The sequence below is a fragment of the Ensifer sp. R-19 genome (genome assembly GCF_049905105.1).
Taxonomy (GTDB): Bacteria; Pseudomonadota; Alphaproteobacteria; order Rhizobiales; family Rhizobiaceae; genus Ensifer.
In genome coordinates this window covers 1764349-1790381 of sequence record NZ_CP184570.1, presented here as the reverse complement: position 1 = coordinate 1790381, position 26033 = coordinate 1764349, and the positions used below count along the sequence as shown (strand labels likewise).

Here is a 26033-nt window from a genome sequence, read left to right as displayed (position 1 = left end):
TCATGCAAGCGTTGGTCCTCGAGCAAAAAGGCAAGCTCGCGCTCAGGGAGATCAATCTCCCGCTGGAGCTCGGCCCGGATGACGTCAAGATCGCTATCCACACGGTCGGCGTCTGCGGCAGCGACGTGCACTATTACACCCACGGCGCGATCGGCCCCTATGTGGTGCGCGAGCCGATGGTGCTCGGGCACGAGGCGGCCGGCACCGTCGTCGCGGTCGGCAGCAATGTCGAAACGCTTGAAGTCGGCGACCGCGTCTGCATGGAGCCGGGTGTTCCCGATCTTTCGTCTCGTGCCTCAAAGCTCGGCATCTACAATGTCGACCCCAAGGTGCGTTTCTGGGCGACGCCGCCGGTGCACGGCGTGCTCGCCCCCTTCGTCGTCCATCCCGCAGCCTTCACCTACAAGCTGCCGGATAACGTCTCCTTTGCCGAAGGCGCGATGGTCGAACCTTTCGCCATCGGCATGCAGGCCGCCGCCCGCGCCCGGATCGCACCGGGCGATGTCGCTGCCGTCATCGGCTGCGGGCCGATCGGCATCATGGTGGCGTTGGCAGCCCTCGCCGGCGGCTGCAGCCGCGTCTTCATCTCCGATTTCAGCGCCGAGAAGCTGGCGATCGCCGCCCAATATCCGGGCATCATCCCGGTCAACATCGCTGATCGCGCCTTTGCCGACGTCATCGCCACCGAGACCGGCGGCTGGGGCGCTGACATCGTGTTCGAAGCAAGCGGCAGTGCCAAAGCCTTTTCGGGGATCTTCGATCTCGTTCGACCGGGCGGCGCCATCGTGCTGGTCGGTCTGCCGGTCGAAGCCGTCCAGTTCGACGTGCCGGGCGCGATCTCGAAGGAGGTCCGCATCGAAACGGTGTTCCGCTACGCCAATATCTTCGACCGCGCGTTGCAGCTGATCGCATCGGGCAAGGTCGACTTGAAGCCGCTGATCACAGACACGTTCCGGTTCGAAGACAGCATCAAAGCCTTCGAGCGAGCCGCATCAGCCCGGCCAACCGACATCAAGCTGCAGATCCTCATGGACAGCGGGAAGGATTGAGCCATGGCGAACATCGTCTGCTCCAGCGTTGACAAGCAATATGGCGCCGTCGACGTCATCACGGATTTCAATCTCGATGTGGCCGATCACGAGTTCATCGTGTTTCTCGGTCCTTCGGGCTGCGGCAAGTCCACACTTCTGCGCATGATCGCCGGTCTTGAGGATATTTCCGGCGGCACCGTGTCGATCGGCGGGCGGACGGTCAACGACCTGCCGCCACGCGACCGCGGCGTCGCCATGGTTTTCCAGAACTACGCGCTCTACCCGCACATGACGATCTACGACAACATCGCCTTCGGACTAAAGCGAATGAAGGTGCCGAAGGCGGAGATCGACACGCGCATCCGTGCTGTGGCTGCGACGCTGGGGCTCGAGCCCTATCTCGGCCGCAAGCCCACAGAGTTGTCCGGCGGACAACAACAACGCGTCGCCATCGCCCGCGCCATGATCAAGACGCCGCGGGTCTTCCTCTTCGACGAACCGCTTTCCAATCTCGACGCCAAGCTTCGCAACCACATGCGCGTCGAGATCGCACGGCTGCACCAGAAGCTGAAGACCACGACCATCTATGTGACGCACGACCAACTGGAGGCGATGACGCTCGCAGACCGCATCGTGCTGATGAAGGGCGGTGCGATCGAACAGGTCGGAACGCCGGCCGAAATCTACGAGCGCCCGCGCACGCTCTTCGTCGCCGGCTTCATCGGCACGCCCAACATGAACTTCATCGACGTCACCGCGGATAGGACCGAAGGCGGATGGCTGCTGCGCAGTGCCGGTGGCAACTTCTCGATCTCGGATGGAAAGTTCGCCCTGCGCCATGGCCAACCGCTGGTGCTCGGCATACGGCCGGCGGATCTGAAAATCGCCGAGGCCGGCCCCAATCGCATGTCAGGCATTGCCGATCTCGTCGAGTTTCACGGCAATGACGCGTTGGTGACCTTCCTTTTTGCTGGCAAGGAAATCGGCGCGCTGGTCAAGGCCAGCGCCTGCCCGAAACCGGGCGACGCTGTCACCTTCGCGGTCGAGCCCGAAGGTCTCCACCTCTTCGATCGGGAAAGCGGCATCTCCCTGCTGAAATCCTGAGACGCCTTCGTCAGTTCGGATTTGCAAATGAGGCGGCCGGGAATGGTCCGGCCGTCATTAGCGTAAAATCGAAGGGCGCGCGGACGTCGGCGTCGAGCACATATTGGCGGTGAACCCGAAGGAAATCGCGCTTGATCCTGCGATAGCGTTCCGGTGAAAGCATGTGCTTTAGCCGTATGAAGACGATCGGCGGCTGAGGCGCATCATGGTGCCCGGCGAGTGCCACCACCTGGCATCTGTAGAAATTGATCGCATCGGTGAGGCATTGGACATCGAACCAGAAGATGTCCTTCACACGGGCGATGGCCCCGACACGCGCCCGCAAGACCTCGGCGGAGCGCAGCAGCGCGCACTGCAGGATCGCGCCGCCGAGTGTGACGAAGATGATGCGTTTTCCCTCGAACAGGCTCGGCTCTCTTTCCACCAAAGTGCCGATAACCTGAGTGGCGATACTGGACCCCATGCTGTGGGAGGTGATGACATATTCGTCGGCCGGCTCGTTGAGCGCTGCCCGCACGGATGCCAGGTTCTCCTCAAGCCATTGTTTAAAATATGGTTTTTCCAGTCTGGCGACTGCGACGGCCAATTCCCAATCGGAAAAGAGATGCAGGGTGTGCCATTTCTCCGACCAGGGGAGAAACAGCTTGAAGAAGGCGACGTAGGCGACGATCGCGCTCAGGACCAGAAACGAAGACTCCAGCGCAAGCCAATAGGGCGCGGTGCCGATCAGCAGGCTCAGGCCAATGCCGATCGCGACGAGCAGGAACGGAAAAATGAAGAACAGGCCGAAGCGCCAGGCATGCCGGAAGTAGGAAAATGCGCCGCCTTCCCAGACGACGCGCGCGGCACTCGAATATCCCGCAACCATTCTGCGCAGCGTCGACCGGCCGTTCAGGCTTTTGACGATTTCGTCGTGATCGAAAACATAGACGCGGCTCATCGTTCGCCAATCGACGCCTTGACTGTCGACATCGAAGTAGCGGCTAGGCCCTTCGGTGTGTACCGGTCCCACCTCGACCTCGAAGTCCTGAAGCTTGGCGGTCTTCACCGCTGATCGCTTGTAGCGCGCCTGGTGCCTGATGGCGTCCAAGGGCTCAAAGCCCGGAAAGTGCAGCACGATACGTTTCGTGACGTGCCCGGAGGGTTTGTCGTATGACAAGTGGATGATCTCTCGAAAGGCGCAAAACGCCCGCCCCTGCCTCCCATAAAGGAGGCGGAAGCGGGCGCTCGGTGAGCGCCGGGTGGTCCCAGCCTGCGGGAAGAGGTCGACAATCTCGGTGTCGAGAATATGGCCGAATGAAACGATACAACGGTGTTGGCAAGATTTTTTTGACGCAGCCGATCCGAAACGCGACCTTCCGCCGGTACTGCGGAGGCGCTGCCTGAAAACGCCACTATGCTCCGGCCTTTATGGGTTCTTTATGCCCCGCGCCTGACTTCCCAAGCGATTTCCTACCTTGGTTCGAGCTACCCCGATGGCTCCGCCTTCGTAGCGCCGTTTTTCGATGGCTTGAGACGCGCCGTGCCGCCGGGAACATCGCCGGCATGCGGTACGTGTTATCTTTGCAATATGCAGCCTGACTGCAGCGGTGGGTAGACGCCCATCGCGCCCCGCGTGGCAAACGAGAGAAATGCATAGACGCCTCGGCACCGGTCCTCCCCGGTTCCGGAACGTCTCACGACGAGCAAGACAATGAAATTCACGAACGGGTTCAAGCCCAGCCCCAAGACCAGCCGCCGATTGCCGACGGAATACTTCATTCTGGCGGACGTCGCATTCGAGGGCGCCGTGATCGGCTATCTTGCCGGCAAGCCCATACGGGAAGCCGTAAGCGATGGCGACGGCCTTCATTACCGCTTCGTTGGCGTGGCGCCGCGCCTGACATCCGGCGGCTTCGACGTGCGGGCACTTCGTACCGGCGAATGGATCGTCCAGCCCGGTCTCGTTTATGCGGCTGACGCTGCGAAGCCGGGGAAAAAAGCGGATCGCGCTGCCTGAAGATTCTTGCTTCAGGTTGCGGAGTCAGTCTCCCTGTTTCACGGATTTTCTCGTCGCGGCGTCGAACATCGCTGCGATCTGGCGCTGACAGTCCAGTCTCGCCGCCCGTGCAATAACCTCGGCCTCGATCGCCTCAGCGTAGAACCCGCTGGAGATCCCGGCCGGAACGTTGTGGAAGACGTCCGCAAGTATCTGAGCCATCTGCAGGTTTTCGGTCGCCCTGATCTCGATCAGAACGACGGCGAGCACGCGCAGTATCGTTTCGTAGGCTCGTTTTGCCCATCGTCAGTCACAGGCTGTTCTCCGGTTCGATTCTGGTCCGATGACAGCGCATCGACGTCCCGCGCCTCGGGCCACGCAATGTCCCTGTAATCTTGCCCCTTTAGCACCCGCTCTCTCGCTGCATCACTCCGGACTCGCGATCGACCGGGGGATGCCAAAGGTCAATGCACGACCGCGGGCTTTGTGCGTCCGGGTGGACGCCTGGCGATGCGGGACAAACCGGGACCCGTCATGTTCTTCAGCAAGGGGCGCCGCGCCCTCGCATGTTTTGCCGCTACCGCGTTGCTCCTCGCCGGCTGCGCTTCCGACACCATGAAAACCTATATCGGCCAGCCGGTCGAATCCGTCATCATCGACTACGGTCCGCCGACGAACATTCTTGATCTCAGTTGGAACGAACGGGCCTATCAATGGCGCAAGATCTCGACGAATGTCGTCTCCGGCACATCCAGTGGTGAAATCAGGGACACGCGCCGAGGAATGCGCTACGAGGAATACTCGACGCCGGGCTACGTCGAAGAGCAGGAATGCTTCTATACATTCTACGCGCGCATGCAGCAGGGCCGCTGGTACATCACCAATTTCCGCCAGCCGAAGCTGGAATGCGAGTGATGGCTTCAACCTCACTGCGAGGCGGATGGAATTCATTGTAAGCATTTGAATTTATGTATCTTTTCATTGAGTAACCTGCTCAGGAAGACCTGCAATCGGGAGAACTGGCATGCGCATCCTGCTGCTGGAAGACGAGCCGGAGATGGCTTCGGCCCTCAAGGCGGCGCTGGAGCGGCGTCAGGTGATCGTCGATCACGTCGCGACGCTGGCCGATGCCGAAGCCGTCGCCGAGCTCTGGCCCTATGACGTCGTCGTGCTCGATCGCCGAGTACCGGATGGCGAGGGCCTGGACCTCATTCCGAAACTGCGCAGTCTCGGGGTTGCGGCGCCGATATTGATGCTGACGGCATTGGGATCGATCAACGATCGGGTCGCCGGGCTCGATGCCGGCGCCGACGACTATCTGTCCAAGCCGTTTGCCGTCGAAGAACTGATGGCCCGGCTGCGGGCGCTCGCCCGCCGCCCCGTCTCATTGAAAGCCGAGCAGACCAAGGTCGGACGCCTGATCTACGACTTCCATCACCGCGAAGCGGCCGTGGACGACAAGCCCCTCGATCTCCTGCGCAGAGAACGCCTTGCGCTCGAAGCCTTGATGCGTCGACCGGGCCGAACCGTGCTCAGGGCGACATTGGAGGAATCGGTCTACGCCATGGAAGACGAGATCGAATCCAATGCGCTCGACTCGCATCTGTCGCGCCTGCGCCGGAAGCTCGATGATGTCGGTGCCGGCGTCGAGATCAGGGCTATCCGCAACCTCGGCTATCTCCTGCGCGCAACGACATGACGAAGGCTCGGCCCCGCTCACTGCAATGGGTGCTCGTGCGCCGCCTCATCCTGCTGCAGGCGGCAACGCTGTTTGTCTTTATCGGCCTGCTTTTCGTGGCATTGTTCATCGCCCAGCCGCGCCTCCTCGTCGACAACGAAGCGGCGGTGGATGTTCTCGACCGCGGCGTCGGGCGCGATGCGAGCGGCGCGTTGATGGTCCGTGAGACCGACGAGCTGCGCGAGCTACGCCAGTCCCATCCCAATCTCTGGTTCATCATCCGCGACGACGCCGGTCAGGTTCTCCGACAGGGAAACGTTCCTCCTCCCTATGGCGAAAGCGGTGGCGCCCTGCTCCGACGTGTGGAAGGTGCGAAGCTGCTCTTCGATGATGGCGGAAAGTTACCGGACGCGGTCCTCCACAACGCCGACACCGACGCCGGCCGCGTTCAGATCATCACCTCGACCGTTGCTTCGCGCCGCGACGATGGCCCGCTGGACGTGCAGATCAGCGTCAATGTCGACATGGCACGCGACCTCGACGGCACGACGACCTGGACCGAGGTCGTACCGATGATCGCGCTGCTCATCCTTTGCTTGCTGCTGCCGATCGTTCTGGTCATGGGCGTGACCACATTGGTGACGGCGCCGGCCGTCGTTCGGCGTTCGTTGGCAAGCCTCATATCGACCGCTGACCAGGCCGGCTGCATCGATATCGACAATCGCGCGGTTCAGCTCGAAACCGAACACGTACCGACGGAGATTGCCCCTTTGGTGCGGGCCTTCAACAAGGCGTTGGCGCGGCTCGGCGAGGGATATGACCAGCGCAACCGCTTCCTCACCGACGCAGCGCACGAATTGCGCACCCCGATCGCGATCCTCAGAACCCGTGCCGAACTTCTGCAGGAAGCCCCGGAAAGCGCCCGCCTGAGGCTGGATATCGAGCGTCTGTCCCACCTCGCCCAGCAGCTTCTCGACCGGCAGGTGCTCGAGCATGCCGGTGGCGCACTCGAAGTAGTAGACCTTGTTGCACTCGCGAGAAACACCGCCGCCGACTTTGCGCCGTTGGCGTTCGAGGCAGGCTACGAGCTGGCGTTCGAAACCGAGGTGCCGGAGGCCCGTGTCAGCGCTCGGCGACGCCAGATCGAGCAGGCTGTCGCCAATCTCTTGCGCAACGCCATCGAACATGGCGGCGGCACCGGCACGATTACCGTGCAGGTCAATGCCGCGGGCGGTTTGGAAATCCAGGACGAGGGCCCCGGAATTCCTGTCGAGGAACGCGAGCGCGTATTCGAGCCTTTCTATCGCTTGCGTCCACGTTCTACGGGAGCCGGATTGGGGCTCAATCTGGCACGGGAGATCGCCCGTCTGCATGGCGGCCGTGTCGACATCCTTGCCGGCCCGTGGCGGGGGGCCCGCGTCCGCTTGCACTTGCCGCTTCTCGATGGGAGCCGCTTGGCGCACCAATCGGCGTGAATGCGACGTAACTATCCCCTTTTCTCAAAAGCTTTCGGCTTCCCCCTTATCAAGCCGCCGCTGATGCTCCACATTTGCAGCGATACATCGCGAACGTTCGCCGGAGGAACGGCTGAGCGTTCAACCAGCATGGAGAATTGCAGATGCAGATGTCTTCACAGGCCCCCTCACCTTCGCTCGAGGAAGGAAATTGGGCCGCTCGGCGCCGGAGCGTGCTCGACTGGCTGATCATCGAAACCCGCAACGAGCGGTTTATCGACAACATCCTCGTTGAAATGTGCGAACGGCTGCAGGCAGTCGGTGTCCCGGTTGCACGCGCGACGCTGCATTTCCGGATCAACCACCCGCAGTGGCTCGGTGCCCGCATTCTGTGGCGCAAGGGCCTGGCGGAGGCCGAAATCGATCTCTACGACTATGGGACCCAAAACACCGCGCTCTACCTCAACAGCCCGCTCTATGTGATCAACAACGGCGGCACCGAGGTTCGCACGAACCTGGAAGCCCTGACGGAAGAGCAGTCTCAAAACTCGCTTTATGCCGACCTGAAGGCCGAAGGCTTGACCGAGTACATTGCCTGGCCGCTCGAACACACACTGGGCAAGCGCCATGTCGTGACCTTCACCACCGACCGAGAGGGCGGCTTCGAGGATGAGCACGTCGGCCTTCTCTCAGATCTTCTACCCGCCTTGGCGCTCGTCAGCGAAATCCGGCTGAAAAACCGGTTCGTGCGCACGCTGCTCGAAACCTATGTCGGCCCGCATGCCAGCGAACAGATCCTCGCCGGCGCCACGACGCGCGGCAGTGGCGTTACCGTCGGTGCCGCCATTTTGATCTGCGACCTGCGCGACTTCACGAAACTCTCCGACCTGTGGCCACGCGACGACGTGATCGATCTGCTCAACGGCTATTTCGACGCCATGTCGGAACCGATCGAGCGGTACGGCGGCGAGATCCTCAAGTTCATGGGCGATGGGCTGCTGGCGATCTTCCCGCTCAGCAAAGCGGATGCTGCCGAAAACCTGCTGCAGGCAATCCGTGAGGCGGAGGCGGCGATCGCTCTCCTCAACAAGGACAACGTCCAAAAAGGCCGTGAGCCCCTTGGCTACGGGATCGGCGTCCATGTCGGCGACGTGATGTACGGCAATATCGGCTCGCGCCGTCGGCTGGACTTTACGGTGATCGGCCCCGCGGTCAACATCGCCTCGCGGTTGGAGAGCCTGACCAAGGAAACGAAGCGGCCGGTGCTTCTGTCGCGGGCCTTCGTCGAACTGGCCGGTTGCGCATCCAGCATGGAGCATCTCGGCTCCTATCCGGTCAGGGGCATTGGCGAGCCGATCGAGGTCTTCGCCTTTTCCGGCAACGGCCCAGCCCCTGTCTTGCGCGTGGTTGGAGAATAGCCAGTTGTCCGCGGACAACTGGCATGTTGCCAGCCGGTAGCGGAGCGTTAGCCGGCTATCCGATCGGACTCGGCGCGAACTGAGCGACGAGTTCGTGGCGATCACCGGGATAGGTCAGCCGCACATGCGTGACCGGCGCACGACCGCTCCAGGTGCGGCGTTCGATGACCAGGCAGGCGGTGCCGGTCGAAATGTCGAGCGCCTGCGCCGCCAGTTTGTTCGCCGCAACGGCGCGAATGCGGTGTTCGGCCGTGCTCCACGGCACCTTGCCAAGCAGCCACGAACCGGGTGCGGCGGCCTCAAACAATTCCGCCTCCGCCTCGGGCACCGCCGCTAAGCTGATGAGGCGTTCTTCGAAGCAAAAGGGACGCCCACCGGCAAAATGCCGGCACGTTACATCCAGCAGCCTCGCCGATGTCGGAAGATCCAGGCGTTCGAAGTCCCGGCTCTCCACCTTGCGAACCTTTCGCTCGTCCAGCTGAAAACTATAGTCGAGCCCCAGAGATTGGACTTCGAGCTTGACGTCATGGATTTCCATGACCGCCGACTGTACCTGCGGAAACGTAACGTAGCTGCCCGACTTGCGTCGCCGCTCGATCAATCCGCGCTTGACCAATTCGGTCAGCGCCTTGTTCACGGTCATTCGCGAGCAGTCATACTGTTCAGTCAACTCGTGTTCGAATGGAATGCGGTGACCCGGCGGCCACTCCCCGGAGAGGATGCGTCCTTCCACATCCCCGAGGATACGCTGATGCAACGACAAGGGCTGTCCTTGGCTATTATCGTCGGGCTGATCGTTCGAAACGGTTCGGTCTTGCTTGGTGTCCATGACACCGAACTTAATCATTTCCCGGCGGTGAAACAGCCCTTCTCTCGCTGTTTCGCGCTTTTCCACCATGGCGGCGGATGCCGCGATACACCTGTGTTGACAGGTGTCAACAGCTGCAGCGGCAAACACCTCGCCGCCTGATGATCAATAAAGGAGATGCCAGGGCGTCAGGAACGCACGCGCCCATTCCTGATTGCGGTCAGACTCATCGCAGTCCGGCTTTTCAACCGGAGCCGTCCCGACCTCCACTCGCGATTGCCGTGTCGCCTTCGGTGGCGGCGGCGCCAGATAACCGAGGGTCATTCCACCAAGATAGAACATAGCGAACCTTCTCGCGTCACGTCTCTGATAAACACAATCGTGACACAATCCGCTCATCTGTCAATAGTCTATAAATTCTATACTCTATTAGAGCTTCTCGTCTCGACCGGAAAATGACCCGCCAAGCTGTGGCAACCTTCACCACGAAGTCGCAGTTGTCCGCGGACAACCGGCCGCGATCCCGGGTTCATTCGCAGCCAAATCAGGGCCTTGGGTATAGATCGCTATGCATTTGTAAAACCGAACCGAATCGGAGCATAGTGCATCTGCGCATATTGTTCCGATATGACGATTTTTGCGCAGTTTTCGGGGAACCCAATGTTGCAACAGAAAATTCAAGGTCACGACGAACAGGAGCATCTGCCGACGCTTCTGGCTGCCGATGCTTTGGAACTGGCGCATCAGCTGCAGCAGCATCAAAAGAAGATCTTCCCTCCGCAAGCCCAAAAGGCGATGCGCCTCTTCAGCCCTGCCGAAGCGGCCGCCTTCATTGGAATCGGTGAAGGCTACCTGAGGCAGGTGGCCTCAGAGGGCCACGGCCCGGCGCCCTTGTCAAACGGTCGGCGCATGTACGCCGTTGAGGACATCGAGCGCATCCGCCGCGTTCTCGACGAAGGCGGCAAATCCGGGAAATACGTCCCGCACCGCCGCGGCGACGAGAAGCTTCAAGTCATATCGGTCATGAATTTCAAGGGCGGGTCGGCGAAGACGACGACATCTGCCCACCTTGCCCAATATCTGGCCCTCCGCGGCTACCGGACGCTCGCGATCGACCTTGATCCGCAGGCTTCGCTTTCCGCCCTCTTCGGCCACCAGCCGGAATTGGACGTTGGTGAGGGCGAAACGCTTTACGGCGCGATCCGCTACGACGAGCCGCGACCGATCGCCGACATCGTCCGTTCGACCTACACGGCCAACCTTCACCTCATTCCCGGCAATCTCGAGCTCATGGAATTCGAGCATGAGACGCCAAAGGCAATGATGGTAGGTGGCGCTGCCGAAACCCTCTTCTTCGCGCGCATCGGCGACGTATTGGCGGAAATCGAGAGTTTCTACGATATCGTCGTCATCGACTGCCCGCCGCAACTCGGCTTCCTGACCATGTCGGCGCTCTGCGCCGCCACATCCGTTCTCATCACCGTGCATCCGCAGATGCTCGACGTCATGTCGATGTCGCAGTTCCTGTCGATGACGAGTGAGCTGATGAGTGTCGTCGAGAAGGCCGGAGGGCGCACAAGTTACGACTGGATGCGCTATCTCGGCACGCGTTTCGAGCCGAATGACGGTCCGCAGAGCCAGATGACCGGCTTTATGCGCGCCATTTTCGGCAACCGCATGCTGCAGAACGCGATGGTGAAGTCGACGGCTATCTCCGATGCCGGCGTGACGAAGCAGACACTCTACGAAGTCGAGCGCTCGCAATTCGTCCGCGGCACCTACGACCGCGCCATGGATTCGCTGAACCAGGTCAATGGCGAGATCGAAGAACTGATCCGTCAGGTTTGGGGGAGGAAGTAATCCATGGCCCGTAAGAATCTGATTGGAATTGCGGACGACACGGCCGGAAACGACGCTGAAGCGGCTCTCGAACGCCTGGCAACAGCCCGGCCGATCGCCGGCCTGAGTGTCGGGACGCGGCCAGCAAGCGCCGTCGGCGGCATTACGCGGTCCCTGTCGAATATCACCCAGAAAGTTGAGCGCGCCCAGGAATTGGAGCGCCAGCTTGCCGAAGGACTGACGATCGTCGATCTCGACCCTGCGCTCATCGACGCCTCTTTCGTCGTCGATCGTCTCGAGATCGGAGCAGATGCACAATCCGCTCTAGCAGAACAGATTCGCGAGCACGGACAACAGGTTCCAATCCTCGTGCGTCCGCATCCGGATGCCGAAGGGCGCTACCAGGTTGCCTACGGTCATCGCCGATTGGCAGCCGCACGCGAGCTTGGCAGCAAGGTCCGCGCGGTTGTCCGCGATCTCAGCGACGAACAGTTGGTCGTCTCTCAGGGGCAGGAGAACAACACTCGCACGGATCTGTCCTTCATCGAGCGATCACTCTTCGCCACGCGCCTTGAGGATCGCGGCTTCTCCCGCGAGATCATCATGTCCTCGCTTGGCGTCGACAAGGCCGCACTTTCAAAGATGATTTCCGTCGTTCGTCGGCTACCGACCGCCCTGATCGAGGCGATTGGGCCGGCGCCGACGATCGGTCGGCGTCGTTGGTTCGAGCTCGCCGACCTTCTGGACCAGGACGGAAGGGCCGAAGCTGCAGACGTCTTTGTCAAAGAAAAACAATTTCAGGCGGCCGGGAGCGATCAGCGTTTTGATGCGCTTTGCGCCGTCCTGAGCGCCTCCAAGGCGCGCGCCAGAGCCATCTCATGGGTGGCGCCCGACGATACAACCCCGGTCCGGATCCGTGAAACGGATGGCGAAACGACGCTGTCCTTCAGCAGGAAGAAGGCCCCGGGCTTTGCAGATTTCGTGAGGCAGAGGCTCAAATCTCTGTACCTCGAATACCAAGAGGAAACAGGAGACTAAACAGAGCAAAAGAAAAAGGCTTCCGAACGACTAGCGCTGCGGAAACCCTTCTCTCGTGTAGCAACTAGAGAATCCCATTTCCGCGAATCGGTGTCAAGAGTTTTCAACGTCGTTTCGGCGAACGAATTTCTTTTGCCTTGAAAAAGGTGAAGACAAATGGATTGTGGGATTGTCACGACGCCCTTTGGGCGGCGGGCGATGTCGCTTGGGATGTTGGCGCACCAACTTTCCAGCGCTTCGGTCGTCGACGAAGGCAAGGTCGACAAATGGAAATTGTTTCGAACGGTCTGCGCCGCCAAGTCGAGCCTTGGCGTTTCCGATCGCTCTCTTGCCGTCTTGAACGCATTGCTGTCGTTCTACCCGAAGACGGAACTCGAGGCAGCCGACGGTCTCGTCGTGTTTCCCTCCAATGCTCAGCTTTCTCTGAGAACACACGGCATGGCCGAGACGACGCTCCGGCGGCATCTTGCCACCCTGGTCGAGGCTGGCCTCATTCTCCGGCGCGATAGCCCCAACGGTAAGCGTTACGCGCGCCGTGACCGCAAGGGAGCGATTGGCCAGGCATTCGGGTTCGACCTTGCACCGTTGCTTTCTCGCGCGGCCGAGTTCGAAGCTGAGTCTGCTCGTCTGGAAGCTGACCGGCGTTACCTTCAGATGATGCGCGAACGCATGAGCCTCTGCCGCCGTGACGTTGCAAAGCTGGTCGATCTGTTGCGCCCATCTGATATCGCCTACGCTGAAGAGGCCGAAGCGCGCTGCCAGGCCGTCTCTATGTCCCTCTCGCGCAAGCCCTCCATCGCCGAAATCGAGCGCCTCCTCCCTGTTCTTGCCCTGCTGCAAGACGAACTGACTAATCGTCTGGAAAATCTACTGAAAACACAAAATACGGCTGCCAATGAACGCCAAAATGAGCGGCACATACAGAATTCAGAATCCGATTATCTTTCTGAATCTGAACCGTCTGATGAAAGACTTGGGGTCGAATTTTCGCGCAAAGCGTCGACGGATGTGCTGCCGGTCGGCCAAAATGCGAGTGATCCACCTGCAAATATCGAAACATCGCTGCTGCCGGAACGTCGCTCGCATCCCCCGGCAACCCCTCCCCTCATCCGTGCTACACCGCTGCCACTCGTATTGAAGGCCTGCCCGCAAATCCGCGACTACGGCCCATCCGGTCGTATCGACAACTGGCGCGATCTCCTGACAGCCGCCACAGTCGTCAAAAACATGCTTGGGATCAGCCCTGATGCCTACAACGAAGCCTGCGCCACACTCGGGCCAGAAACGACCGCGACCGTGCTGGCGTGCCTTCTGGAGCGAGCTGAGCACATTCATTCCGCCGGCGCCTATCTGCGTGACCTGACGCGCCGAGCGAAGTGCCAATCCTTCGCTGTCTCGGCAATGTTATCGGCACGTCTACGCGCCCAAGCTTCGGTCGTTGGATGAATGGAGGACGGGCCATTTGATGGGAGCTGAGTGCGATGCTCTGATGTAGCCGTTACTTCTCTCGCCGATCGATGCGAGCTTGTATAAGGCAACCAAATGCGGGAAACTGGAGGCGCAGGGATTCATATCTTTGGGATATTGTAGTGCTCAGGATTCAATTTGAGTCTCCCGCCATCTCCTCGATAACATTGTTGTTTTTGTCCCTTTTGGAAAGAAAAGGGGCGTTTGCTTCCGTCGCCCGGACGGCTTTGGGAATAGCCGGATGATCCGCTAGCGCGGGTTTTGCCGATGGCTCTCTACGATTGGAAACAGCTGCCTGCGAAGACGGCTCCACTGGTTAGGTTTCGAACGTTAGTGGGGCTCGAAGGGCGCCGGGACGTTGAGCTTCGGCGTGCGCGCGCCTCATGTTGACAGCTGTCAACGGAGCGGGCTGGGCTTGAGACAAAGAGCAATTAGAGGCGGACGGGATCGAGGACTGCCAGAAATTCAGCCAGCAATCTCCGTGGATAAAAGAGTGATATAGCCGCCCGCTCTCAAGACGGTATGCTGCGTTCAGCGCTTGGTCCCGCACCCACTTAAGGCAACAATGTTGGGGCACGAATCAGCCGCGGGCCTTGGCCAAGGTCTCATGTCGTAGTTATTAACGGGCCTGGCGGCGTCGGCAAGACTACGGTAAGTCGGGTTCTGGCGCGGAGCCATCCCGGTACGATCAACATCGTTGGCGACGCTTTGCGCCATTTCGCCCCGGAAGATGTTCGAACTTCCCTAGGACCCGGTTCGACATGCCGGGCTGGCGCTGCACTCGCCGCTGCCTATCTGGCCATGGGGGCGACCATGGGTCTGCTTCGACTATGTCTTTGACGACGCCGAGAAGTTCGATCTGTTTTGCAGCGCGCTACCTCGTGAAACGCCGGTCTTTGTCTTCACGCTTTGGACGTCAAGCGGTCGTGTCATTGATCGGGAAGCGAACCGTGTCGGACGCGAACGAATGGGGCATGCTGTCGTGCGCACGTACGAGGCAATCGAGCGAAACCTGCATTAGCTCAGGCGGGTGGTTTCAAACACGGAAACGCCGGAGCGGGCAGCGCAGACGATCATGGAAGCGATAGCCAACCCGGCGAACCTCTGGCCGCGCCCTGCCCCGGAGAACTGGATGATGGCTTGATCATGCTCGCGTGAACCATCTGAGGTGTCCGACGTGTTCCTGAATCTGGCTCGGCGCTCCGCGCTCCGCCGTACGTTGACAGCTGTCAACAGTCGATGCGCTTAGCCCACTGCAAGCCCACGGTAATTGCCACCAGAGTTCGGTGGCCTTGTCGTGCAAGGCTCCAATCGGCGAACGATTGATCTGCATAAGTCCATCGCGGAGGCTACGCTATACCGGCGCAACGCCGGTGCGCTCTTTCAAATAGTCGAGACCCGAATGCGATACAGCGTATCTGTGACGGAAATGAATATCGTGTTACGTTCCATTTCGACACTGGCACCCTTAGTTTGAAATGCGATACCAGATCCCCGATCCCTATCATCCGACACTGCTTCCACTGCTGATTTCGGCAGAAGATGGCTTGGCGCGACTGGACGAGCGAACAAACCGCCATGCGGTCGAAGACGGCTTCCGCGAGCGCGGCCACTTCTTCGACGCTGCGGCTGCCCTATGGGTTGCCGGTGAACTCGTCCATGTGGAGGATCTCGTGCTGCACGATGCCCATATGGACGCGCGTGCCCCCACGCATGAATTGACGATTGCCCATTCGGTTATACGCGCGCGGCGGCGCATCTGGCTGGCCGAACCCGCATGGGCGCTTTCGCCTCAGGGTCTCGCCGCCCTTCGGGGCGAACAGCTTCCACCGGTGAATGCCGTAGGTACGCCTGCAGAGGCAAGGCTGGAGCCGCAGTCGAGCGCCACTGGCAATGACCGCCATCTTGAGGTGGACGACGAGCCGGACGCCAATCCCATGGCTGCTGAGTTTGCGGCCATCGATGCGGCGATCGCTCGGTCACAGCAGCTGCTGGAAGCGCACGACAAGGATACGCTCGAAGTCGCCGAGCGCGCGGCACGTGTGACCGCGCAGGAGCCCATGGGACAGCTGGGCCTGCTCTTTGACGAGGAATGGGACGAAGACGCACGAATCGACGAATGGCGCCAGGTGGTCGCGACAGCGGATCAGTTGCCGGCCAGCCTGGGCGCCGCGCTGCTCTTCGACGCCTGGGAGCGGATCGAGCCGCTGCGCCGCCAACACTGGATGGGTTCACTGCTCGTTGGCGCCTATCTGAGATCACGCGGCAAGGTTACCTCGCATCTCCTCTCCTTCAACGCCGGACAGAAGGTCGTCCGTCACGAACGACGGCGCTCGCAAGATCCAGTGACACGATGGAGCGCTTTCTTGGAAGCGATGACGGTGACCGCGGATCTGGGTCTCAAGGAACTCGACCGCCTATCGTTGGCCAAGACCCAGATGGAGATGCGCATCCGCGATCGCCGCTCCAACAGTAGCCTGCCGGCGCTGATCGAGCTGGTGCTGTCGCGACCGATCGTTTCAGCCACGCTCGTCGCCCAGCATGTCGGCGTGACGCCGCGTGGTGCGTTGAACCTCGTGCGGGAACTTGGCATCCGCGAAATGACCGGCCGCGGACGCTACCGCGGCTGGGGTGTGCTTTAGCCCATGCGCTGTATGCCCAAGGGAGGATCTAAAGCGCGTCGCGATCGTTCAGATTCGCTCCTTGCGCTTTAAGCTTTTGATATTTCGCATGTCGTTGTCGCAAAACTGCTGCGCACTTCTGCGCGATGGGCGTTAGCCATTAGCCCATGGTGATCAGGATCAGCAGCACGAATACGACTGGTACCAGAATCAACGCCGGGATGATGATCGCCGGGTAGCCGAAGGCGACGATCGCGAGCAGCCAGATCAATGCGCAGTTGATCACAAACAGGACTTTTGCCGTCTGCGATCCCTGTACGGCTTCCTTCAGCATCCAGCCGAATACCGGCACGTTGTAGACAAGTCTGGCAATCATTGTTCTTCCTTTTCTGGGGCAGTCCGGGTGGGGATGGACTGGTCGGAGATCTTCAGTTCTGGGGTTGCACGCCGCAGGCAGTTCGCTGGCCTGTGAGGCCGGCTGCAGCTTCGAGGCGTTCGGGATCGAGCACGCGCATGGTCTTCGGATGGCTGAAATCGATCAGGCCTTCGCGCTTGAAGCGATTGAGACAGCGGCTGACGGTCTCGACGGTAAGGCCGAGCCAGTCGGCAAGATCTGCCCGGGTGAGATGCAGGTGGAAGCTCAGTCGGGCAGGGACGCCGCTGCGATTGAACAGACGCGACAGCTCGACCAAGGCACTGGCCACCTTCTCGCTCGCGGTCTTGCGACCAAGCAGGGTGGCATGCGTCTGCAGCCGATGCAGCGCCGTCTTCAACTCGCTGGCGACAGCCGGATTGGTTGCGTGAAGTTCGGCATCGCCCAGGGATTCGATACGCGCGATGCTCAAGGTCTCCGCCGTGGCGATGTTGCGTCCATCGACTGTGAAACCGAAAAGCCGGCCGGGACCGAGCACATCGGTGATTTGCCTGCGGCCGTCGTCAAGCAGCTGAGAGAGGACGATACAACCGTCGAGCACGCGAAAGAGCGAGCGGTTGCGGCCACCTTCAAAAAGCAGTGTGAAATTTTCACTGACCACGCGGCTGCAGGCAGGAAGACGCGGCGGTCTGCTCAAGGGCGCAAGGGGAGGGGCCGCGTAGGGCGCGACTGTGGATTGGGTTTCGGGCATTGGGATATGTCCGCACTGCGGATACAAGGAGGAACGACGCCTCGCTGCCATCCGACATCGAAGGATGAGCGTTGACAGCTGTCAACGCGGTTTCAAAGCCAGATGTTGGTTTTGGGCGGTCCACGCGGACTGGAGTTCGGCGAATGAACCTGTGTTGGCGGCCGTACGGCGGTCACCGCAACCGTGGGCGCAAGGCTACCTTGCAGGCGCTCGCCGACGGTGTCATGCGGCGGCGTAAGCAGCGCCCAGAAGAACCGGCAGGCACTGCAGACATGTTTCTGCGCCGGCTTTTCCTTCCCGTCGGCGTCAATGCCGGTTTGACAGAAATCCGGCAGCGAACCGTCGGGAAGCGCGTAGAGCTCGTAATCGGCTGTCGAGGTTGGGGCGGCGAGGGCAGGGCCGAGGTGGACGAAACCCAGCAGGAAAAGAGCCATGGCGCACAGGGTGCGCAGGGCCTTGTCCCATCTTGATTTCGTGCGACGTGTCATCGCTCGGCTTCGTCCTCGTCTCTTTCTCGATGAATGAGAAATAGGCGAGCGGCTTGATAAAGCTCAATGTGGCAAACCGCGCAGGGGCAGAATGCCGCAGTCAAGGGAACGCCGCGCGTCCGGTTGGAGGCGCGGCGTCTTAAGCTATTGATTTATATAGCTAATGGTGCGAAAATGGCTGGCAGCCATCATTCCTCCTCGACAAAGACCTCCTGCCGTTTGGCCTTTACGCTCGGCAGGAAAACGACGACGAGCACCAACGCCGCGATCAGAAGCAGGATCGCGCTGATCGGTCGGGTGACGAAGGTCGTCGGATCGCCGCGCGACAGGATCATGGCGCGGCGAAGGTTCTCCTCAAGCAGCGGCCCGAGCACGAAGCCGAGCAGCAGCGGCGCCGGCTCGCAGCGCAGCTTCAACAGCAGGTAACCGACCAGGCCGAAGAAGGCGACGGCATAGAGGTCATAGACGTTGGAGTTGACGCTGTAGACGCCGATCGAGCAGAACGCCATGATGATCGGGAACAGCACGTAATAGGGGATCTTGAGCAGCTTCACCCAGAGCCCGATCAGCGGCAGGTTGAGGACAACCAGCATCAGGTTGCCGATCCACATTGAGGCGATGATGCCCCAGAAGAGCGCGGGCTGCTCGGACGCCACGTTCGGACCGGGCACGATCCCCTGGATGATCATCGCGCCGATCATCAGTGCCATGACCGGGTTGGCCGGAATGCCAAGGGTGAGCAGCGGGATGAACGAGGTCTGTGCACCGGCATTGTTGGCGCTTTCCGGACCGGCGACGCCGGCGATGGCGCCATGGCCGAACTCTTCAGGACGGTCCGAGACGCGCTTTTCCACCGTATAGGAGGCGAAAGCGGCAAGGATTGCGCCGCCGCCGGGCAGAATGCCGAGCGCCGAGCCGATGATGGTGCCGCGCACGACCGGTCCGAACATGCGCTTGAAGTCATCCCGGGTCGGCATCAGGTCGGTGACCTTGGCCATCAGCACTTCGCGGGTGCGTTCGCTTTCGAGGTTGCGCAGGATTTCGGCGATGCCGAAGACACCGACCGCGAGCGCGACGAAGTTGAGCCCGTCAGCATACTCCCGGATGCCGAGCGTGAAACGCGGCGTGCCGGAATAGATGTCGGTACCGACCAACCCAAGCAGCAGGCCCAGCGCCACCATGGCCAAAGCCTTGGTGATCGACCCATGGGCGAGCGCGATCGATGAGACGAGGCCGACGATCATCAGCGAGAAATATTCGGCCGCGCCGAATTTCAGAGCGATCTCGGTCAACGGCGGCGCGAAGACTGCGACGAGGAACGTCGAGACGGTGCCGGCGAAGAACGAGCCGAGCGCTGCAATGGCGAGTGCCGCACCAGCACGGCCTTTGCGGGCCATCTGGTAGCCGTCGATCGCGGTAACCGCCGAGGAGGATTCGCCTGGCATGTTGATCAGGATGGCGGTAGTAGAGCCGCCATACTGCGCGCCGTAGTAGATGCCGGCGAGCATGATCAGCGACGAGACCGGCTCGAGCTGGAAGGTGATCGGCAGCAGCATGGCAATGGTCGCCGTGGCGCCAATGCCCGGAAGCACGCCGATCAAGGTGCCGAGCAAAACGCCGATCAGGCAGAAGAGCAGGTTGGCAGGGGAGGCCGCGGTTGCGAAACCGAGCGCGAGATTGCTGAAGAGTTCCATCGCGCGTCTCCTAAAACTGGACCCAGGGGCCGAAGCGCTGGAAGGGCAGGCCGAGGCCATAGCTGAACACCGCGACCGAGAAGGCGGTCAGCGCCAGTGAAAGCGCCAGCGCCATGAGCGGTTTCATCCGGCCCGATGCGAAGCAGGCGATCAGCGCGGTGAAGAACAGCGCCGGCACGAAGCCGAGGCCACGGACTGTCAGGCCGAAGAAGATGGGTGCCGGCAGGATGAAGGCCATGCCGCGCAGCGCGATCGGGCCGATGGGCTCGCCTTGGACGCGGGTGGACTGCACGAGGATCACGATGCCGAGCAGCGTCAGGATGATCGCGAGCACCAGCGGGAAGTAGCCGGGGCCCATGCGAAAGGCGGTGCCAAGCTCGAGATTGAAGGCCTGCCAGGTGAAGAACAGCCCGACCGCTGTCAATATCCCGCCGCAGAGCGCATTGGTGGTGTCGAAGGAGAGTGATTTCATCGTGTCCCCATATGTTCTGGGCGGGGCAGCCGGCCGAGGCTTGTCCGACGGCCTCCCGCATTGGCATTGCCGGCATCACGCCGGGTTCGCGCATTGGGCGGCGCACGTTGACAGCTGTCAACAGCGTTTGACGGCATTTGACCCCTCTCCGGGCACCGTCGCTGCTTCCCCAATGTCAGAGGCGCCGCGCTCCGGGGTGAGCCAGGACGCGGCGCGACGAGCCGTGGATCAGTCGGCGTATTGGCCGGCTGCTTCGATCACCGGCTTCCAGCGGGCGATTTCGCTCTCAAGCTTTGCCTTCAGCGCGGCCGGGGTCGCATCGGCGTCCGACGAGGGCTCGGTGCCGAGTTCGCCGAAGCGGGCGACGACGTTCGGATCCTTGAGCGCGACCTGCAGCGATTTCGACAGGCGTTCGGTCACTTCGGCGGGCGTGCCCTTCGGGGTGTAGATACCGTGCCAGATGCCGACCTGAAGGTTCGGTAGGCCGCCTTCAGCGGTGGTCGGCAGATCGGGGAATACCTTGAGGCGTTCCGGTGAGGTGACCGCATAGGCCTTGATCGTGCCGCCCTGGATCTGCTTCGTGGTGTTGGTGGTCTGGTCGCACATGATATCGACCTGGCCGCCAAGAAGATCGGTCATTGCCGGGCCGGTGCCCTTGTAAGGCACGGTCGTCAGCGGTGTCTCAATGGCGCTCATGAACATCATACCGCAGAGATGCGAGGCGGCGCCGATACCGGCATTGGCGACGGTGACGGTGTCCTTGTTCGCCTTGACGTACTCGACGAGACCCTTGAGGTCGGCCGGCTCCAAATCCTTGCGGGCGACGATGGTCATCGGCACTTCGGTGACGAGGCCGACATATTCGAAGGAGTTCAGCGTATCATAGGCGAGCTTGCGGTAGAGCGTAGCGCTGGTCGCCATGCCGATATGATGCAGAAGCACGGTGTAGCCATCCGGATCGGCCTGGGCGACGCGGCCGGCGCCAAGGGTGCCGCCGGCACCGCCGACGTTCTCGACGATGATCTGCTGGCCGAGATCCTTCGACATGGATTCAGCCACGAGACGCGCGACAGTATCCGTCGGGCCACCGGCCGAGAACGGCACGACCATGGTGATCGAGCGTTCGGGATAGGTTTGTGCATTAGCGGAGACGGCGAAAAGCGACAGGGCGGCAACAGCGCCGAGCATGGCATTCAGGGTTTTCATCTCTTCCTCCCGGATGAAATATCGGCCAGCCGGCAAGGTTTCCTCCCGCGCCGGTTCTGGGTACCCCATTTGCAAACGCAATCTTAGAGCAGACAACGGCTTAGCGGGGTGACGGGGCGTATTTGTCGGGCGCGGGCGTTGATTTGGGTGGATTTGGAAACATGCGGCCAATCGCGTGGGTGGATTTCCACCCATCAAGGGCGGCGTGGTACCGCGCCCTTGAGTTCAGGGGCGATCAGGTGTCTTCGCTTGTTTCTTGTGCCTGGGTGTGTTGGACTGCTCTCGGGGAGGCTAAAGCTTCACAGTGAGCGCTCGCCCATGGGAATGGTTGGATGCGCAAACTGGCCGCTGTTCTCTGTATCGATATCGCCGGCTATAGCAAGCTGATGGGACGCGACGAGGCAGGTACACTTGCCCGCGTCAAGGCGGCCTTTGCGGCATTCGATCCGACGCTGGTGCGGCACCATGGCCGTATCGTCAAGCTGATGGGTGACGGCGCCCTGATCGAGTTTGCGAGTGCGGTCGATGCGACCCTATGCGCAATGGCGCTTCAGAGCGTGGCCGCGGCAACCGACCCATCACTCCGCTTTCGCATGGGGCTCAACCTGGGTGATGTGATCGCCGAAGATGGCGATCTCTATGGGGAAGGGGTCAACATCGCCGCGCGGCTGCAAGCTCTCGCCGAGCCTGGTGGGATCATCCTCTCCGAAGCGGTCCGCGAGCACGTCGCCGGAAAGCTGAGCCTTGCCCTGGAAGACCTCGGGCCGATGTCGCTCAAGAACATCGAGCGCGCTGTCCGCGCCTTCGCCATCCACCCTGGCGGGCCGCCAGAGACCGGTGGCAAGCGCGAACGGATCGGCATCTGTGTCCTGCCCTTCACCAATATGAGCGGCGATCCGGAACAGGATTATTTCAGTGCCGGCGTTACCGAGGACATCATCATCGACCTCAGCAAACTCTCGTCACTCTCGGTCATCTCGCGGGCGACCTCCTTCGGGATGAAAGCACAGAGCGCGCGGGTCGTCGCACAACAACTGAACGTCGCCTACATCCTCGAAGGCAGCGTGCGCAAGGCCGGTGACCGAATGCGACTGGCGGCGCAGTTGATCGATGGCGCAAACGAGGCGACCGTCTGGGCCGAGCGCTTCGACCGAGAGATCAAGGACGTGTTGCGGCTGCAGTCTGACCTGGCAAGTGCCGTCGTCGAGGCGCTCCGGCTTCAGCTCCTACCTGCGGAGCGCCAGGCATTGGAGCGCAAAGCGCCGACCGATCCGGAAGCCTACAAGCTGTTTCTCCTGGCGCGCGAATACAATATCACCGGGTCCGAGCGACATCTGCCGCTGATCATCCGGCTCTGCCGTCGCGTGACCGAGCTGGAGCCCGGCAATGCACGGGCCTGGGCCCTTCTTGGCGAAACGCTCAACCGGCTGCGGCGCAGCGTCGGAGGTGGGGAAACAGGCGAGCTGGAAATCGACCGCGCCCTCGAACTCGATTCCGGTCTCGCCAGCGCCCATGCCGCAAAGGCGCTGCTATTTCTATATCGAGGACAGTTTGAGGAGGCGGAGCGGCAATGTGCCATTGCCCTGCAGCTCGAGCCCGACGACTACGCTACCAATCTCGCCGCCGGTCGAACTTTCCTTATGCAGCGTCGCTATGACGACGCCATACGCCACTTTGAGCGGGCCGCGGCGCTGGCCCCCGCGGACTACAACGCCGCTGCCATGGCCATCCAATGCTACCAGGGCAAAGGCGACGCGCAGGCGGCACTTGAGGCCTGTCGCCGCGCGTTAGCCCGGATTGAGCGCATCGTCGCTGCCGAGCCGGATCATAGCGGCGCGATCGGGCATGGCGCCGGTATCCTCGCCCTCCTTGGCGACCGCGAGAGGGCCAACGAATGGGCATCGCGCGCCAGTCTGCTTGAGCCCGACAATATCCAGCTGCAGGCAAATCTGGTTTGTGCCTGGGCGATCAGTGGTGACGCGGAAGCGGCCCTGGACGCGCTTGAGCGCATCACGCCGAAGATGAGCCCCGAATTGTTGGTATGGATGGAAAACGACAACGACCTGGACAGCCTGCGTTCACTGCCGCGTTTTGCGGAGATAATGCGTGTGGCAAGGGCCCGTTTTGGAAACTGAGGTCCGTTGTCTGCCGTCAAAGACCCGTGCGTCGCCTCAGATAGGCGACTTCCTCAGGGGCCAGGCTGCGGCTCGTACCCTTCGGCAAATCGCCAAGAGCGATCGTCCCGATCGAAACCCGCAGCAGGCGCAGCACCTCGAAGCCGAGCGCATCGAGCATGCGGCGGATCTGGCGGTTGCGCCCCTCTTCCAGCTCGACTTCGATCCACGTGTTCTTGTCGCCGCCCCTGAGGTGGACGGCCCGCGCTGCGTGCAAGGTTTCTCCGCCTTCTTCGATGCCGGCAACCATTTGCTTGAGTTGATCGTCACCGATCTGCCCGGCGATCTGCACGTGGTAGACCTTGCCGAGATGGGTTTCAGGATCAAGCAGGCGCTGGGCGAGTACCGTGTCGTTGGTGAAGAGCAGAAGTCCTTCGCTCGCCTTGTCGAGGCGACCGACCGGGGACAGGAAAGAGGTGTCTATATCCCTCAGGCAATCGAAGACGGTCGGCCGGCCTTCCGGGTCGTGGCGGGTCGTGACCAGTCCACGCGGTTTGTTCAGCATCAGATAGATCTTCTCTTCGGCAAGCACCGGCTTGCCGTCGACCGTGATGCGATCCTTGTCGACGGCGACCCAGTGTGAAAGGTCCGTGATCTTGCGTCCGCCGACGCTGACGCGCCCTTCGAGCACGAGCTTTTCGGCCTGCGTGCGCGAACAATAGCCGAGCTTGGAAAGTGCGCGGGCAACCGTCACGCGCTTGCCGGCATCGGCCCCGGCGTGGCGTCCGGTTTCTCGAGCGGCTGTCGGTCGCTTCTGCTTCACGCTGTGATCTTCCGGTTCCTGGTCGTGTGCGGCCCGCTGCCGTACCCCTGCTTAAAATATCCGGTCGCTTCGACCGCGGCGTCAGCCGATCTTCGTGTAGTCGATCCGTCGGGCGAGCCAGCAGCCGATGGTGAGGCCGGCCACGTTGCCTTGCTGGTCGCGTCGGACAAGCACGGTCCAGTCTCCCGGTGCCGGTGCATCCATCGAGCGCTTGCAGCGAAGAAGCCAGACGTCTTCGGCCAGCGGTCGCATGGCGTGCATCGCGCCGGTCCCGAGCGAACCGTCGAAGCCACCGTAGAAGACACCATTGGTGGAAGCGATGTCGAGATGGGCGTCGAGTTCAACTGAGTGATAGCGACCGGCGATATCGGGAAGTGCCGTGCCGGAAACGCGGTCAGCGCTCACCGTCAGATTTTCGCGAGGCCGCTCCATGCGAAGCGAGGCGCCTTGTGCTGTCAGGGTCACTGCGGCCGAACCGGCGCTGCCGTCGGCGCTGACGGAAAGCGACTCGGGGGAGGTAGCAAACTGCAGTTCGACGCGGGACGATCCGCTGGGCCTGGTGACAAGGGCGAGGCCCGTTTCGGCATCCAGATAGTTGCCGGTGCCCTTGGCGTCCCAGCTTCCGGATGTGGTCTCGGTATCCTCGTGGCCGAGGGCGATCTTCATCAGCGCGACCGCCGCCGCATGGGCATCGCCTTCGTGATTGAACATCACCACGACAGAGAGGCGCTCGGCCGGCGCGTAGAGCCTGCGGCAGCGAAAACCGCGAAGCGCACCGCCATGGCCGCTGATGACGGCATCGCCGATCGTCTCGTGTGCGAGGCCGAAGCCGTAGGGTGCCGGGCGGCCATCGGCATAGGTCTGCGGTGCAGAAAGGCGCCGGTAGAGCCCGTCCGCATCGTCATGCGTCCTGTCGATAAAACACTCCCAGGCAAGCATATCGTCGAGCGAGGCGGAAACACCGGCGTCACCGGCCCAGTAGATGCGGTTCAGCGCCTCGAAATAGCCTGTTGTCTCGTTGCCCTCGTAACCGACGACGCCGTCCGGCGGCAGGCTCGTATCCGGTGTCAGGGCGGCGGTCTGCATGGCCGCGGGGCCAAAGACGGAGCGCTGATAGAGTTCCGCCATCGAGCGGCCGGTATGCTCCTCGATGAGATCGGCGAGAATGCGGAAATTGCCATTGGAATAGGAATAGCGGGTGCCGGGCTCGAAGTGTGTCGAGCGCGCCCTGGAGAGCAGCGGGCGTGCATCCTCGCGGCGGAAGACGCCGTCGTGGCTGGCGCCCTGCAGCACCGTCAATGCCCAGTAGTCGCGAAGTCCGGACTGGTTGTGACAGAGATGGGCAGCGGTCGGGCGCTTGCCTTCGAGCAAGGGGAGATAGACGTCGAGCGCCCGATCGAGCTTCTCGGGATCGCCGACCGTATCCAGCAGAACGGCGCAGGTCAGATGCTTGGTGATCGAGCAGATCGGTATCCGCGTCGCCATCGTCATCGGCTTGCGGGCCGTCAGGCCGGCATAGCCCCAGGCGTGGCGAAAGAGGACCTTGCCATCTCTGACCACACCGGCAACGCCACCCGGTCCGGGGTAGTGCTGCGGCAAGGCTGCGAGGGCGCGTTCAAGGACGGAAAGATCAGGAGTGTTCATGGCGCTGAAGGTCTATGGGACGGAGGGTAGGG

The 26033-nt window shown here is 61.6% G+C and carries 23 protein-coding genes; 12 read left to right on the top strand and 11 right to left on the bottom strand.

The window, feature by feature from the left end; all coding sequences use genetic code 11:
* The first annotated feature begins 2 nt into the window (after positions 1–2).
* Both ACN9MO_RS27465 and ACN9MO_RS27460 read left to right on the top strand, forming a co-directional pair.
* Positions 3–1049 (top strand): NAD(P)-dependent alcohol dehydrogenase, encoded by a 1047-nt coding sequence (locus ACN9MO_RS27465; protein WP_113133303.1) that lies wholly within the window; start codon positions 3–5, stop codon positions 1047–1049.
* 3 nt (positions 1050–1052) lie between these two features.
* Positions 1053–2135 carry an ABC transporter ATP-binding protein gene (locus tag ACN9MO_RS27460; protein WP_113133304.1) on the top strand — a complete coding sequence of 361 codons (1083 nt, stop codon included), beginning with the start codon at positions 1053–1055 and terminating at the stop codon, positions 2133–2135.
* 10 nt (positions 2136–2145) lie between these two features.
* Here ACN9MO_RS27460 and ACN9MO_RS27455 read toward each other — a convergent pair whose 3' ends face one another.
* Entirely contained in the window at positions 2146–3294 is a 1149-nt protein-coding gene (locus ACN9MO_RS27455; RefSeq protein ID WP_113133305.1) for a hypothetical protein, read from the bottom strand.
* A 534-nt stretch (positions 3295–3828) separates the two neighbouring features.
* Between ACN9MO_RS27455 and ACN9MO_RS27450 the strand changes: the two genes are divergently transcribed.
* Complete coding sequence (locus ACN9MO_RS27450; protein WP_113133306.1) at positions 3829–4134, top strand: hypothetical protein; 306 nt, start codon at positions 3829–3831, stop codon at positions 4132–4134.
* A 24-nt stretch (positions 4135–4158) separates the two neighbouring features.
* Here the strand turns inward: ACN9MO_RS27450 and ACN9MO_RS27445 are convergent, their stop codons facing one another.
* Positions 4159–4383, bottom strand: a complete 225-nt coding sequence (locus ACN9MO_RS27445) for a hypothetical protein (protein WP_113133307.1) — start codon at positions 4381–4383, stop codon at positions 4159–4161.
* A gap of 264 nt (positions 4384–4647) precedes the next feature.
* Between ACN9MO_RS27445 and ACN9MO_RS27440 the strand changes: the two genes are divergently transcribed.
* The 4 genes from ACN9MO_RS27440 (at position 4648) to ACN9MO_RS27425 (ending at position 8663) form a co-directional block, all read left to right on the top strand.
* Positions 4648–5028, top strand: a complete 381-nt coding sequence (locus ACN9MO_RS27440; protein WP_113133308.1) for a hypothetical protein — start codon at positions 4648–4650, stop codon at positions 5026–5028.
* Positions 5029–5137: 109 nt separating this feature from the next.
* Positions 5138–5812 (top strand): response regulator transcription factor, encoded by a 675-nt coding sequence (locus ACN9MO_RS27435; RefSeq protein ID WP_113133309.1) that lies wholly within the window; start codon positions 5138–5140, stop codon positions 5810–5812.
* On the top strand, positions 5809–7266 hold the full coding sequence (locus ACN9MO_RS27430) for a sensor histidine kinase (RefSeq protein WP_113133310.1): 1458 nt from the start codon (positions 5809–5811) through the stop codon (positions 7264–7266). Before ACN9MO_RS27435 ends, ACN9MO_RS27430 begins: the two co-directional genes overlap by 4 nt.
* 143 nt (positions 7267–7409) lie before the next feature.
* A complete protein-coding gene (locus tag ACN9MO_RS27425; RefSeq protein WP_113480188.1) occupies positions 7410–8663 on the top strand; it encodes an adenylate/guanylate cyclase domain-containing protein in 1254 nt (417 codons plus the stop codon).
* Between the two features lie 55 nt (positions 8664–8718).
* On the opposite strand, the gene hutC is transcribed toward ACN9MO_RS27425, so the two are convergent.
* Complete coding sequence (gene hutC / locus ACN9MO_RS27420) at positions 8719–9492, bottom strand: histidine utilization repressor (RefSeq protein ID WP_057251249.1); 774 nt, start codon at positions 9490–9492, stop codon at positions 8719–8721.
* Between the two features lie 642 nt (positions 9493–10134).
* Between hutC and repA the strand changes: the two genes are divergently transcribed.
* The 4 genes from repA to ACN9MO_RS27400 all read left to right on the top strand — a co-directional run bounded on the left by repA (position 10135) and on the right by ACN9MO_RS27400 (position 16457).
* A complete protein-coding gene (repA, locus tag ACN9MO_RS27415; protein WP_375293072.1) occupies positions 10135–11331 on the top strand; it encodes a plasmid partitioning protein RepA in 1197 nt (398 codons plus the stop codon).
* Between the two features lie 3 nt (positions 11332–11334).
* Positions 11335–12348, top strand: coding sequence for a plasmid partitioning protein RepB (repB, locus tag ACN9MO_RS27410; protein ID WP_113133312.1), 1014 nt, complete (start codon positions 11335–11337; stop codon positions 12346–12348).
* A gap of 156 nt (positions 12349–12504) precedes the next feature.
* Positions 12505–13794, top strand: a complete 1290-nt coding sequence (gene repC / locus ACN9MO_RS27405; RefSeq protein ID WP_113133313.1) for a plasmid replication protein RepC — start codon at positions 12505–12507, stop codon at positions 13792–13794.
* A gap of 1499 nt (positions 13795–15293) precedes the next feature.
* Positions 15294–16457: an RHE_PE00001 family protein gene (locus ACN9MO_RS27400; protein WP_113133314.1), complete on the top strand. Its 1164-nt coding sequence runs from the start codon at positions 15294–15296 to the stop codon at positions 16455–16457.
* 139 nt (positions 16458–16596) lie between these two features.
* Here the strand turns inward: ACN9MO_RS27400 and ACN9MO_RS27395 are convergent, their stop codons facing one another.
* From ACN9MO_RS27395 to ACN9MO_RS27370, 6 genes are all read right to left on the bottom strand, one after another.
* Complete coding sequence (locus ACN9MO_RS27395) at positions 16597–16812, bottom strand: hypothetical protein (RefSeq protein ID WP_113133315.1); 216 nt, start codon at positions 16810–16812, stop codon at positions 16597–16599.
* Positions 16813–16864: 52 nt separating this feature from the next.
* Entirely contained in the window at positions 16865–17560 is a 696-nt protein-coding gene (locus ACN9MO_RS27390; RefSeq protein ID WP_162733682.1) for a helix-turn-helix domain-containing protein, read from the bottom strand.
* A gap of 92 nt (positions 17561–17652) precedes the next feature.
* Positions 17653–18048 carry a hypothetical protein gene (locus ACN9MO_RS27385; protein ID WP_162733683.1) on the bottom strand — a complete coding sequence of 132 codons (396 nt, stop codon included), beginning with the start codon at positions 18046–18048 and terminating at the stop codon, positions 17653–17655.
* A 188-nt stretch (positions 18049–18236) separates the two neighbouring features.
* The gene (locus tag ACN9MO_RS27380; RefSeq protein ID WP_112994029.1) at positions 18237–19742 is read right to left on the bottom strand and encodes a tripartite tricarboxylate transporter permease; all 1506 of its coding nucleotides are present in this window, start codon (positions 19740–19742) and stop codon (positions 18237–18239) included.
* A gap of 10 nt (positions 19743–19752) precedes the next feature.
* Entirely contained in the window at positions 19753–20214 is a 462-nt protein-coding gene (locus ACN9MO_RS27375; protein ID WP_058322686.1) for a tripartite tricarboxylate transporter TctB family protein, read from the bottom strand.
* 228 nt (positions 20215–20442) lie between these two features.
* The gene (locus ACN9MO_RS27370) at positions 20443–21420 is read right to left on the bottom strand and encodes a tripartite tricarboxylate transporter substrate-binding protein (protein WP_113133329.1); all 978 of its coding nucleotides are present in this window, start codon (positions 21418–21420) and stop codon (positions 20443–20445) included.
* A gap of 332 nt (positions 21421–21752) precedes the next feature.
* Here ACN9MO_RS27370 and ACN9MO_RS27365 point away from each other — a divergent pair, with 332 nt between their 5' ends.
* Positions 21753–23555 (top strand): adenylate/guanylate cyclase domain-containing protein, encoded by a 1803-nt coding sequence (locus ACN9MO_RS27365; protein ID WP_113133318.1) that lies wholly within the window; start codon positions 21753–21755, stop codon positions 23553–23555.
* A 16-nt stretch (positions 23556–23571) separates the two neighbouring features.
* On the opposite strand, the gene ACN9MO_RS27360 is transcribed toward ACN9MO_RS27365, so the two are convergent.
* Positions 23572–24357, bottom strand: coding sequence for a pseudouridine synthase (locus tag ACN9MO_RS27360; protein ID WP_113133319.1), 786 nt, complete (start codon positions 24355–24357; stop codon positions 23572–23574).
* Positions 24358–24438: 81 nt separating this feature from the next.
* Positions 24439–26001, bottom strand: coding sequence for a D-aminopeptidase (locus ACN9MO_RS27355; protein ID WP_113133320.1), 1563 nt, complete (start codon positions 25999–26001; stop codon positions 24439–24441).
* Between the last annotated feature and the right edge of the window lie 32 nt (positions 26002–26033).